The sequence below is a fragment of the Prosthecodimorpha hirschii genome (assembly GCF_001305515.1).
Taxonomy (GTDB): domain Bacteria; phylum Pseudomonadota; class Alphaproteobacteria; order Rhizobiales; family Ancalomicrobiaceae; genus Prosthecodimorpha; species Prosthecodimorpha hirschii.
In genome coordinates, this window is sequence record NZ_LJYW01000001.1 from 1,341,290 (window position 1) to 1,352,708 (window position 11,419).

Below are 11,419 nucleotides of genomic sequence, written 5' to 3' on the forward strand. Positions count from 1 at the left end.
CGCAGGGGTTGGCATGCGCAGGACCGTCGAGACTGCCTTCACGCTCATGACCGTCGCAGAGGTCGGCGAAAGCCTGTTCGCCTCGCGCCCGGTCATGGTCGTCGACGGCGCCTCCTACGGCCTTCTCTTTCTGAATGCGGCTGCGGCGGAACGCGTCGGCGCGAGCGATCTGGCGACCGTCTTCGGCCGGCCGCCGGCCCTGCCCGCCGCCATCCTGACCCAATTGGCGCGCTTCGGCGCCCGGGCCGCGGTCGGCCGCCGCCAGACCGAGCTGGTCACCCATCGCGACGGCCTCACCCCGGTGGTGACCGCCTGCACGATGACGCGGCTGCCCGACCTGGACGAGGCGCCGGTGCTGCTCCTGGAACTGCCCGCCCGGCCCGGCGCGCCCGGCGACATCGCCGCCAGCCTGGCGCTGCTCGCCGATCCGGCGCGCCTGCTGGCCGCCTTCGATGCGGACGGCGAGGTCCTGTCGGCCTCGGGCGACTACGCCCTGCTCGACGGCGTCCAGGACGCGATCGAAGACTTCGTCGTGGCGGCCGCGAATCGGCCGCTGGCACGCACCCGTGTCGCCGCGGCCGACGGCATGGCCGAGGCCATGGTGGCGCGGATCGGCGGCACCCGCGACCTGCGCATCATCGCGATCGAGCGCGTGGCGACCCCTGCGGCAGCCGGCGCGCTGGAAGTCTCGGACGCAAAAGCTGTCGGGGACGCACCGGCGGTCGAGGACAGCCCGGCGATCGCGACCCGCGCGGACGGCACGGCGGACCCGGTTCCGGCGCGGACCGCCGCGCCCGCACGCCCCGCGCCCGACTATCGCGACCTCGGCGAGCCGGACCATCTGCTCGATCCGATCTTCTTCGCCCTGTCGCCGGTGCCCGGTCCGGAGGATTTCAGCAGTTGGGCGGCGGAGCCCGCCGCGACGCCGGAGCCGGCGACCGCGCGGACCTCCGCTGCGGACGAGGCCGAGGCCGACGCCGACGATGCCCTGTTCGCCGGCTTCGCCGCGCCCCTGCCCCATGCGCCGCTCTACCCGGGCGCGACCAGCGACGATCTGCGTCTCGCCGTCGATCTGGTCACCCATCCGCCGGAGGCCCTGTCGCCACCGACCGTGCTGCCCGACCCGGCGCCGGACGCCGAGCCGGATGTGGCCCTGGAGCCGGCGGTCGCAACGGAGCCGGCGGATGCGGCCGCCCTCGCCATCCCGCCGGCTGCGCCCGCCGCGACCGGTGCGGCCGCGAGCCGGGACGGTGATCGGCTGCCGTCGCTCTTCCGGTTCGTGCCCGAAGCCCGGCCGAGCCGCTTCGTCTGGCGGATGGATTCGGCCGGCCGCTTCACCTTCGTATCTGACGATCTGGCCCGGGCCGTCGGCCCGCAGGCCGCCGCGCTGGCCGGCCTCACCTGGGCCGAGGCCCGCGCCCGGCTCGAGCTCGATCCGGACGACCGCGTCGCCGAGGCCCTCGGCCGCCGGCAGACCTGGACCGTGCGGGATCTGGCCTGGCCGGTGGAAGGCCAGGCGCTGCGGGTGCCGGTCGACCTGACCGCACTGCCGACCCTGGCGCGCGACCGGTCGTTCGAGGGCTATCAGGGCTTCGGATTGTGCCGCACCGGCGCGCCCCTGCCCGATCCGGACGCGACCGGCGAGCGCCTCGCGGCGCTGGTCGCTGCCTCCGACGAGATCGAACCGTCCGCACGGCCCGGCGCGCATGCCGCCGAGACCGGCCCGGATCGCGGCGCCGGCCCGGCCGCCATCGACGCGGCGGGCGGCGACGCACCGGACGAGGTCGAGCCGCGCCGCAGCGAGGATCCCGGCCCGGCCGTCGACGAGGCCGCCTTCGCCGGCGAGATCGTGGCGCGCACGGAGATCGCGCCGGAGGATCGGCAGGCCGAAGCCGCGGATGCGCCGGCGTCGGATGACGCGCCCGGCCCGGCAACGGCCGCGCTGCCGGCGGGGGACTGGGCCGCAGCGGAGCTGACCGTGGGGGACCGGGCCGCAGGGGACCGGGCCGCAGACGATCGGGTCGTCGTGTCGCCGGTCTATCCGGTGCCGGCCGAGATCGTCGACGGCACCCGCCTGCCGGCGGATGCCGAGCCGGCGGCGGGGACGCAGGCGGAGCGCCTGTTCCGTCCGTCGGACTCCGGCCGGGTCGTGACCGTTCCGGCCAATCGGGGGTCCCGCGTCGTGACGCTGCCGGGCGCCCATCGGGTGGCGATCGACACCCATCGGCTGAGCGCCCCCGAGCGCATCGCCTTCCGGCAGATCGCGGCGGCCCTCGGCGCCCGGCTCGAAGGCGACGATGCCGGCAGCGATTCGGAAGAGCCCGAGCCGGGCCCGGAGCCGGGTTCGGAGCCGGGTTCGGAGGCTCCGGCGGGGTTCGACGCCACGCGATCCGGTCAGCCGGATGCGGTCGCACCCGCCGAGATCGCGCACCCATCGCCCGGCGGCACGTCGGCCGCGATCGGTTCGGCGCAGACGACGATCGCCCCCGGCGGCTTCGCACCGTCGGGCTCGGGCTCGGGCTCGGCCGCCATCATGGCCTTTGCGCGGCCGGCCGCCAGCGCCGCGTCCGCCCCGGAGCCGGCTGCGGAGATCGAACCCGCAACCGCGATCGAGCCGTTGGCCGCTCCTTCGGTGGCCGCCCAGTCGTCGGCTATCCAGTCGCTTTCTGCCCCATCGTCGGCTGCCCAGCCGGTCGTCGCTCAGTCGTCGGTCGCCCAGCCGGCGACATCCGGCGATGACGACGTGCGTCTCGCCAGCCGCATTCTGGACCGCCTGCCGGTCGGCTGCGCGGTGCTGCGCGAGGACGACCTCGTCTATGTCAACGGCGCCTTCCTGACCCTGACCGGCTATGCCGATCTGGCCGACCTCGAAGCCTCCGGCGGCCTCGACGTGCTGTTCGCCGGCGAGCATGTCGGCCGGCGCTTCGCCGAGGAAGGCCGCACCCGCCCCGTGCCGGTCCTGACCCGGACCGGCGAGGTGGTGCCGGTTGCGGCACGGCTGGCGCCGGTGCCCTGGGGGGCCGGTCCGGCGCTGCTCCTGACCCTCGACCGCCTGCCGCGCCCGATCGCCGAGGCGGCGGGGGAGACGGCTTCCGGCCGCGCCGCCCTGGAGGCGCTCGGCGAGGCGCGCGAGCGGTCGGCCGAACTGGAGGCGATCGTCGACACGGCGACCGACGGCGTGATCATGCTCGACGGCGACGGCCAGGTGCTGTCGGCCAACCGGGCGGCGGAAGCGCTATTCGGCATGGACCGCGCCGAGATGATGGGCCAGGGGCTCGACGAGTTGCTCGCCCCGGAAAGCCGCCGGTCGGCACAGGACTATCTCGACGGGCTCGCCCGCAACGGCGTCGCCAGCGTGCTCAACGACGGGCGCGAGGTGATCGGTCAGGTGCGCCCGGAGGGGCTGATCCCGCTGTTCATGACCATCGGGCGCATTTCGTCCGGCGCGGGTTCGAAATTCTGCGCCGTGCTGCGCGACATCACGCAGTGGAAGAAGTCCGAGGAGGAACTGACCGGCGCGCGCCGCCGGGCGGAGGAGGCCTCGATGCACAAGTCCGAGTTCCTGGCCAAGATCAGCCACGAGATCCGCACGCCGCTCAATGCGATCATCGGCTTCTCGGAGGTGATGCTCGACGAGCGCTTCGGGCCGGTCGGCACCGAGCGCTACAAGGACTATCTGCGCGACATCCACAGCTCGGGCTCGCATATCATGAGCCTGATCAACGACCTGCTCGACCTGTCCAAGGTCGAGGCGGGCAAGCTGGAACTGACCTTCGAGGCGGTCTCGCTGGCCGACCTGGCCGCCGAATGCGTGGCCATGATGCAGCCGCAGGCCAACCGCGAGCGGATCATCATTCGCACCTCGCTGCCCGGCAGCGTGCCGCCGGTGGTCGCCGACAGCCGGTCGGTGCGCCAGATTGTGCTGAACCTCCTGTCCAACGCGGTCAAGTTCACGCCCGCGGGCGGCCAGGTGATCGTCTCGGCGGCGCTGGAGGATAGCGGCGAGGTCGTGCTGCGCGTGCGCGATACCGGCTACGGCATGACCGAGAAGGAGATCCAGGCCGCGCTGGAGCCGTTCCGCCAGTTGCATACGGCCCGCGCGCGCAGCACCGGCACCGGCCTCGGCCTGCCGCTGACCAAGGCGCTGGTCGAAGCCAACCGCGCCGCCTTCCGGATCGATTCCGCCGTCAACCAGGGCACCCTGGTGACCGTCACCTTCCCGGTGACGCGGGTGCTGGCCGGCTGAAGTTCAGTTCGTGAACGGCTTGGCGGCGATATAGGTGCCGTCGACGTTGCCGACGGCGCCGCAATAGGGGGGCGTGCCCTCGTAGCCGGCGGGCTTTTCGGCGGTGATGCGGATCGCCTGGCCGTCGCGCACGAAACGCAGCGTCCAGCCTTCGTAGTCGCTGGTGCCGGGCGCCTCCGCGACCACCATCTGGGCGCCGTCGAGCCGGCCGATGCCCTCGAACTGGCAGATCCAGCGACCGATCGCGCCGTCGCTGGCCGTGACCGAGACGGTCAGGCCCTTGGGCGAGGCTTCGACCGTGGCCGTGCCGCCGACATTGGCCCAGGTGCCGACGAAGCTGGCGCGCGGGGCGGCGTCATAGGCGTCGAGCTGGACCACCCGGCTCTCCAGGAAGCCGGCCATGTCGAAATCCTCGAAATCGAAGGCCCAGTCGCGCAGCTGCATCGCCATTTGCTGGTCCTCGCGGACGAGCCGGCCGGTCGCGGCGTCGAAACGCTTCAGCGCCGACGCATAGGCGACCGCCATCTTGCGGTCGAGCCCGGCCAGCGTCCGGTCGGCGCAGATCGCCTTCTCGACCGCCGTCTTGGCCTTGGTGCAGTCGAAGGAGGCCTGCGCCTGCGCCGGCTGGGGCGAGGCGGCCAGAACGGCGGCAGCCAGCGTCAGCACAGGCAGCGTCAGGATCGGCAGCGTGATGGCGGGTTCGGCGCGCGGCATGATGACACTCCCGGGACGCCGCGACCGGACGACATCCGATCGGGCCCCCATCCTCCTCGACGATGAACGCTCCCGGCGACGGCCGGACGACGGCATCCCGCCGCCGATCCCCGTTCCGGTTGCGTTGAATCTGCACCCGAAACGAACGATTCGATCATCACTTTTGATTGGACCGAATGACGGCGGCGGGCAAGCGTGTCGGACCGAGCCAGAAGGACAGTGCCGCATGCTGACGATCGCCGATTTCGAAGCCGCCGCGGAGGTGGTCTATCGCCGCCTCGCCCCGACGCCGCAAATGGCCTGGCCGCTCCTGGAGGCGGCCGTCGGCGCGCCGGTCTGGGTGAAACACGAGAACCACCTGATGACCGGCGCCTTCAAGGCGCGCGGCGGGCTCGTCTATGTCGACCGGCTCCTGCGCGAGCGGCCGCAGGTCAGCGGCGTCGTCTCGGCGACGCGCGGCAATCACGGCCAGTCGATCGCCCATGCGGTGCGCGGCACCGGGCTCGGCTGCGCCATCGTGGTGCCGCACGGCAATTCGGTCGAGAAGAACGCCGCCATGCGGGCCTTCGGTGCCGAGCTGGTCGAGCACGGCCGGGACTTCGACGAGGCGCGCGAGCGTGCCGTCGCCATCGCGGCCGAGCGCGGCTGGGAGATGGTGCCGTCCTTCCACCGGGACCTGGTCGCCGGCGTCGGCACCTATGCGGTCGAACTCTTGCGGGCCGTGCCCGATCTCGACCGGGTCTATGTGCCGATCGGGCTCGGCTCGGGAATCTGCGGGCTGATCGCGGCGCGCGATGCGCTCGGCCTGAAGACCGAGATCGTCGGCGTCGTCTCGGAGAATGCCGTCTGCTATCGGCTCTCCTTCGAGGCCGGACGGCCGGTCTCGACCAACACGGCCGTGACCTTCGCCGACGGCATGGCGGTGCGGGTGCCCTCCCCCGAAGCCTTCGCGATCATCAAGGCCGGCGCCGCCGGCATCGTCACCGTCTCGGACGCGGCCGTCGCCGAGGCCATGCGGCTCCTCTACGCGACGACCCACAACATCGCCGAGGGCGCCGGGGCGGCCGCGCTGGCGGCGCTGATGGCCGATCGCGACCGGCTCGAGGGCCGGCGGACGGCGGTGATTCTGTCCGGCGGCAATGTCGACCGGCCCTGGTATCGCACGGTTCTCGACGGCGGCACGCCGCTACCGGGGTGACGGCAGAAACATCCGGAAAACTCCGAGGCTACTTTTTAATTATTCTAACTCGTTGAGAAATCACTCGAATTCGGTTTGACATCGGCAAAACCCCATGCCTACGGTGCCGGCAGAGCGGAGCTGACGCTCAACCCGGAACGCAGGGCCTTGCCCCCTGATGGAACGAGGAGTTTGACGATGTCTTACAATTGGGCCACCCGGCTCGGTGCCGGATTTGCCATGGTGATCGCGACCGCCGGCGCCGCTGCGGCTGCCGAGGTCAACGTCTATACCTACCGCGAACAGCCGCTGATCCAGCCGATCTTCGACCAGTTCACGAAGGAGACCGGCATCCGCGTCAACGTCGTGTTCTCCAACAAGGGGTTGGAGGAGCGCATCCGCGCCGAGGGCGCCGCCAGCCCGGCCGACCTGTTCATCGCCGTCGACGCCGCCATCCTGGAGAAGGCCAAGGCGATGGGCATCGGCCAGCCGATCAAGTCGGCGGCGGTCGACAAGGCCGTGCCGGCGCAGTTCCGCGACCATGACGGCACCTGGGTCGGCCTGACCTACCGCGCCCGCATCTTCTACGTCTCCAAGGAGCGCGTGAAGGACACCAGCCTGACCTATGCGGATCTGGCCGATCCGAAGTGGAAGGGCAAGCTCTGCGTCCGCTCCGGCCAGCATCCCTACAATATCGCCCTGATCGCCTCGATGATCACGCATCTCGGCGCCGACAAGACCGAGGCCTGGCTGAAGGGCTTCAAGCAGAATCTGGCGGCCAAGCCGTCCGGCAACGACCGCAGCCAGGTCAAGGCGGTCTATTCGGGCGAGTGCGACATCGGCGTCGGCAACACCTATTACTACGGGCTGATGGCGACCAACGACAAGGAGCCCGAGCAGAAGGAATGGGCCAAGTCGGTGCGCGTGGTCATGCCGACCTTCGCCAGCGGCGGCAGCCATGTGAACATTTCCGGCGCGCTGCTCGCCAAGAATGCGCCGAACCGCGACGCCGCCCAGAAGCTGATCGAGTTCATGGTCGGCGGCGAGGCGCAGAAGCTCTATGCCGAGCTGAACTTCGAATATCCCGTCGTGGCCGGCGTCGCGCCGACGCCGCTGATCGCCGATCTGGGCAAGCTCGAAGCCGACAAGGCGAGCTTCGCGGAGATCGCCAAGAACCGCACCAAGGCCAGCGAACTGGTCGACAAGGTCGGCTTCGACGACGGCCCGGGCAGCTGATCCGGCGCATGCGCGCCATTTTCGGGCAGCTCGGCAATGGCCCCGACTGGACTCGGGCCGCGATCCCCGGCAGGACATCGGCATGATGTCCCGCCGGACCGCGATCACCCCATGAGCCTCGTCAACGACCCGGACCTCAAGACCGGCGCCGATGCCGCGCCCGTCTTCGCCGGCACCGGCCAGGGCCGCACCTGGCGGGTGGCGGTCTGGATCGTGGCCGTGCTCGCCGCGCTGCCGCTCGTGGTCCTCGCCGTCGTCTCGATCTTCCCCGTCGAGGCCGACGAGGGCACCTCGCCCTGGCTGCATCTGATCGGCACGGTGCTGCCCGGCGCGACCTGGACCACCTTCCTGCTGATGGCCGGGATCGGCTGCGTGACGGCCGCGATCGGCGTCACCACCGCCTGGATCGTCGCCACCTGCCGCTTCCCCGGCCGCGGCGTCCTGGAATGGGCGCTGCTGCTGCCGCTGGCGATCCCGACCTATATCGTCGCCTATGCGCATGTCGAAGTGCTCGACTTCACCGGACCGGTGCAGAGCGCGCTGCGCTGGCTGTTCGGCTTCAAGTCCGCCAAGGACTACTGGTTCCCGAACCCGCGCTCCCTGCCGAGCGCGATCTTCGTGATGAGCCTGGTGCTCTACCCCTATGTCTACATGACCACCCGGGCGATGTTCGCGCTGCAATCGGCGGCGACGATCGATGTCGCCCGCACGCTCGGCGCCGGTCCCTGGCGGGTCTTCTTCCGCGTCGCGCTGCCGCTCGCCCGTCCGGCGCTGGCGGTCGGCGTCACGCTGTCGCTGATGGAATGCCTCAACGATATCGGCGCGGTCGAATATCTCGGCGTCAAGACGCTGACCTTCTCGGTCTACGATACCTGGCTCAATCGCGGCAGCCTGTCGGGCGCCGCGCAGATCGCCTGCCTGATGCTCGCCGTGGTGTTCCTGCTGGTCTGGGCCGAGCGCCATGCCCGGCGGCACCAGCGCTTCAGCCACGCCGCCTCGCGCAACCGGCCGATGGCCGGCTACCGGCTGACCGGCAGCCATGCGGCCCTGGCCTTTACGGCCTGCGCGCTGCCGGTGCTGCTCGGCTTCGTGGTGCCGGTCTCGGTGCTGGTCGACTATGCCTCGCGCCGGCTCGAAGTGCTGACCGATCCGGGCCTGCTGCGCGCGGCCCGCAACAGTCTCGTCTTCGCCTTCGCGGCGGCCGGGCTCACCGTCGGCATCGGGCTGGTGCTGGCCTATGCGGTCCGCCTCAATCCGACCCGCACCGTCCGGGCGCTGGCGCGGGCCAGTTCGGTCGGCTACGCGGTGCCGGGCGCGGTGCTCGCCGTCGGCATCCTGCTGCCGCTGACCTATCTCGACAACCGGCTCAACGAAGCGACCGCGCTGATCTTCGGCACCGGTGCCGGGCTGGTGCTGGTCTCCTCGGGCGTCGGCCTGATCTATGCCTATGTGGTCCGCTTCCTGGCCGTCTCGATCGGCTCGATCGAATCCGGCCTCTCCAAGATCAGCCTGCATCTCGACATGGCCGCGCGCACGCTCGGGCGCACCGCCGAGCAGAGCCTCGTCGAAATCCACCTGCCGCTGCTCCGGCCGGTGCTGGTCTCGGCCGGCCTGCTGGTCTTCGTCGATGCCATGAAGGAACTGCCGGCGACGCTCTTGCTGCGTCCCTTCAATGTCGAGACGCTGGCGACCTGGGTCTATGTGCAGGCCTCGCGCGAGGCGATCGGCGATGCCGCCCCGGCCGCGCTCGCCATCGTGCTGGTCGGCCTGATGCCGCTCCTGGTGCTTTCGCGCATCGGCCGGACCTCGGAACGCCGCGGCGCCCGCTGGCGTGCCGCAGCCGCCGCCGAGAGCAACGGCTGACGCTCCGGGAGATCGGGCGGGATTGGAACCGCCGCCCCCGTCCGCCGCTTCGTCACGGATCCGACGGCCGCGCGGCACATTCCGACCCGCGCAGCATCCCCGCCGCGCCCGTCACGCCGACGCCAGGCCGGCCCAGGCCGCCGCGACGACAGCTTCCGCCGTGATCCCGAAATGGCGGTAGAGCGCGTCGGCCGGCCCGGACGCGCCGAAGCCGGTCATGCCGACGAAGCCGCCGGACTCGCCGATCCAGCGTTCCCAGCCGAACTTCACCGCGGCCTCGACCGCGACCCGGACCGTGCCCGGGCCGAGCACGGCGGCGCGATCGTCGGCCGGTTGCGCCTCGAACAGCTCCCAGCACGGCATCGAGACGACCGCGGTCGGCACGCCCTCGGCCTGCAGGGTCTCCCGCGCGGCCAGCGCGATCTGGACCTCCGAGCCGGTCGACAGCAACGTGACGCGGCGCGGGCCGCCCTCGGCCTCGGCAAGCACATAGGCGCCGCGCCGGCAGCGGTTGTCCGGGCCGCCGTCGCGGCGCAGCATCGGCAGCTGCTGGCGGGCGAAGATCAGCGACACCGGTCCGGTGCGATGATCGAGCGCGATCTCCCAGCATTCGGCGGTCTCGACCGCGTCGGCCGGGCGCATGACCAGCATATTCGGCAGCGCGCGCAGGCCGGCCAGCATCTCGACCGGCTGGTGGGTCGGCCCGTTCTTGCCGATGCCGATCGAGTCGTGGCTGAACGCGAACTTGACCGGCAGGCCCATCAGCGCCGCCATGCGCATGGCCGGGCGCTCGTAATCCGAGAAGGGCAGATAGGTGACGGCGAGCGGGATCACGCCGCCATGCGCGGCGAGCCCGTTGGCGAGCGACCCCATGGCATGTTCGCGGACGCCGCAATGGATGTAGCGGCCGGCCCGGTCGGCGGCATCGAAGGCGGCGAGCTGGCGCTTGTGGTTGGTCGGGGCCTCCAGATCGGCGCAGCCGACCATCATCTCCGGCACGATGTCGTAGAGGAGCGCGGCGACATCGCTCGAGGTCTGGATCGAGAAGGCCGCCTGCCCCTCGTCCGCAAGACGCGCCTTGTGGGCCTGGAGCGCCGGACGCCACGCCGCCGGCAGGTCGCCCGCCATGGTCCGCTCGAACAGGGCGCGGCGATCGGCGTCGGCACCGGCGAGCCGCGAGGACCAGGCCGCGCGCGCGGTCCGGCCCGGCTCGGCGGTGGCCCGCCAGGCGGCGGCGATCGCGGTCGGCGTTGCGAAGGCGGCGCCGGTCCAGCCGAAGGTCGCGGCCATGGCGTCGCGATCGGCCGGGAAGAGCTTGCCGGAATGGCCGCCGCGCTGGCCTTCCAGGCGTGCCACGCCGCGCGCGATGGTCGTCCGGCAGGCGATCATCGAGGGGCGCGGGTCGGCCTTGGCGAGCACGATCGCGGCATCGATCGCCGCGAGATCGTGGCCGTCGATCTCGACCACGTGCCAGCCGGCGACACGGAAGCGCTCGGCGACATCCTCGGAGATCGACAGCCGGGTCGCGCCGTCGTCGGTGATGGCGTTGTCGTCCCAGAAGAAGGTCAGCTTGCCGAGCCTCAAATGGCCGGCCAGTTGGATGACCTCCTGGCCGACGCCCTCCTGCAGGCAGCCGTCGCCGACGAAGGCCCAGGTGCGGTGATCGACCAGATCGGCCCCGAACCGGGCGGCGAGATGGGCCTCGGCGATCGCCATGCCGAGCGCATTGGCGATGCCCTGGCCGAGCGGGCCGGTGGTCGTCTCGATGCCGGCGGCGGGATCGTATTCCGGATGTCCGGCGCAATGCGAGCCGAGCTCGCGAAAGCGCTTCACCTCGTCGAGCGATATCTTCGCATAGCCGGTCAGGTTGAGCAGCGCGTAGAGCAGCATCGAGCCGTGGCCGTTGGAGACCACCACGCGGTCGCGGTCGGGCCAGGTCGGGTCGAGCGGATCGAAGCGCAGGTGCCGGGCGGCGAGCACGGTCGCGATCTCGGCCATGCCGAGCGGCACGCCCTGATGCCCCTCCCCGGCCGCCAGGATGGCGTCGACGGCCAGAAAGCGGATGGCATGCGCCATCTCCTGCAAGGTTGCGGCTTCCATCTCCGGCGTCTCTCCCGATCTCTTCCTTGGTGCCGACGCGCCGCCGAGCCGCCATCGATGCGATGGCGGACCCGCGGCGCCCG

General features: G+C 71.5%; 6 protein-coding genes. 4 read left to right on the forward strand and 2 right to left on the reverse strand.

The window, feature by feature from the left end:
- Positions 1 to 13: 13 nt before the first annotated feature.
- On the forward strand, positions 14 to 4,246 hold the full coding sequence (locus ABB55_RS30600; protein ID WP_054357965.1) for a PAS domain-containing sensor histidine kinase: 4,233 nt from the start codon (positions 14 to 16) through the stop codon (positions 4,244 to 4,246).
- Positions 4,247 to 4,249: 3 nt separating this feature from the next.
- On the opposite strand, the gene ABB55_RS05800 is transcribed toward ABB55_RS30600, so the two are convergent.
- Positions 4,250 to 4,960 carry a lysozyme inhibitor LprI family protein gene (locus ABB55_RS05800; RefSeq protein WP_054357966.1) on the reverse strand — a complete coding sequence of 237 codons (711 nt, stop codon included), beginning with the start codon at positions 4,958 to 4,960 and terminating at the stop codon, positions 4,250 to 4,252.
- 226 nt (positions 4,961 to 5,186) lie between these two features.
- Between ABB55_RS05800 and ABB55_RS05805 the strand changes: the two genes are divergently transcribed.
- The 3 genes from ABB55_RS05805 to ABB55_RS05815 all read left to right on the forward strand — a co-directional run bounded on the left by ABB55_RS05805 (position 5,187) and on the right by ABB55_RS05815 (position 9,236).
- On the forward strand, positions 5,187 to 6,158 hold the full coding sequence (locus ABB55_RS05805; protein WP_054357967.1) for a threonine dehydratase: 972 nt from the start codon (positions 5,187 to 5,189) through the stop codon (positions 6,156 to 6,158).
- Between the two features lie 177 nt (positions 6,159 to 6,335).
- Complete coding sequence (locus ABB55_RS05810; protein ID WP_054357968.1) at positions 6,336 to 7,373, forward strand: Fe(3+) ABC transporter substrate-binding protein; 1,038 nt, start codon at positions 6,336 to 6,338, stop codon at positions 7,371 to 7,373.
- A 111-nt stretch (positions 7,374 to 7,484) separates the two neighbouring features.
- A complete protein-coding gene (locus ABB55_RS05815; RefSeq protein ID WP_083463383.1) occupies positions 7,485 to 9,236 on the forward strand; it encodes an ABC transporter permease in 1,752 nt (583 codons plus the stop codon).
- Positions 9,237 to 9,347: 111 nt separating this feature from the next.
- Here ABB55_RS05815 and ABB55_RS05820 read toward each other — a convergent pair whose 3' ends face one another.
- Positions 9,348 to 11,336, reverse strand: a complete 1,989-nt coding sequence (locus tag ABB55_RS05820) for a transketolase family protein (protein WP_054357969.1) — start codon at positions 11,334 to 11,336, stop codon at positions 9,348 to 9,350.
- Between the last annotated feature and the right edge of the window lie 83 nt (positions 11,337 to 11,419).

Bases quoted from the DNA above. Each gene is read 5' to 3' on its own strand.
- ABB55_RS30600 (WP_054357965.1), top strand. From the start codon at position 14: ATGCGCAGGACCGTCGAGACTGCCTTCACGCTCATGACCGTCGCAGAG.
- ABB55_RS05820 (WP_054357969.1), bottom strand. From the start codon at position 11,336: ATGGAAGCCGCAACCTTGCAGGAGATGGCGCATGCCATCCGCTTTCTG.
- ABB55_RS05800 (WP_054357966.1), bottom strand. From the start codon at position 4,960: ATGCCGCGCGCCGAACCCGCCATCACGCTGCCGATCCTGACGCTGCCT.
- ABB55_RS05805 (WP_054357967.1), top strand. From the start codon at position 5,187: ATGCTGACGATCGCCGATTTCGAAGCCGCCGCGGAGGTGGTCTATCGC.
- ABB55_RS05815 (WP_083463383.1), top strand. From the start codon at position 7,485: ATGAGCCTCGTCAACGACCCGGACCTCAAGACCGGCGCCGATGCCGCG.
- ABB55_RS05810 (WP_054357968.1), top strand. From the start codon at position 6,336: ATGTCTTACAATTGGGCCACCCGGCTCGGTGCCGGATTTGCCATGGTG.